At 52.4% G+C, this 454-nt stretch carries 1 protein-coding gene; it reads left to right on the forward strand.

The window, feature by feature from the left end; genetic code table 11:
- On the forward strand, positions 1-454 hold a 454-nt coding region (locus tag D7Y13_RS50120; RefSeq protein ID WP_158626227.1), incomplete at both ends, for a creatininase family protein.

Genomic DNA, 454 nt, shown 5'->3' on the forward strand with positions numbered 1-454 from the left:
GATGCCATTTGTGCAGAGGCGATCGCGCGTGGGGTTGGTGAAGCGACTCAGGCACTGGTGGCCCCCACCATCAATGTTGGCATGGCGCTACACCACACAGCCTTTCCAGGCAGTATGAGCCTCCGACCCAGTACGTTGATTTTGCTCATTCGGGACTATATTACCTGCCTGGCACGTGCAGGCTTTACACGCTTTTTCTTGATCAATGGGCACGGAGGCAATGTCGCAACACTCAAGGCAGCGTTCTCTGAGGTTTATGCCACGTTAGTTGATCTAAATGTGCCCAATGCAGAGCAAGTGCAGTGTCAGGTGAGCAACTGGTATATGTGTGGTTCTGTGTATCGACTGGCAAAAGAGCTGTACGGCGATCAGGAAGGTTCTCATGCAACGCCGAGTGAAGTGGCGCTGACTCAGTATGTTTACCCAGATGCCATTAAGCAAGCTCCTCTAAGTG

The sequence above is a fragment of the Corallococcus praedator genome, assembly GCF_003612125.1.
GTDB classification, from domain to species: domain Bacteria; phylum Myxococcota; class Myxococcia; order Myxococcales; family Myxococcaceae; genus Corallococcus; species Corallococcus praedator.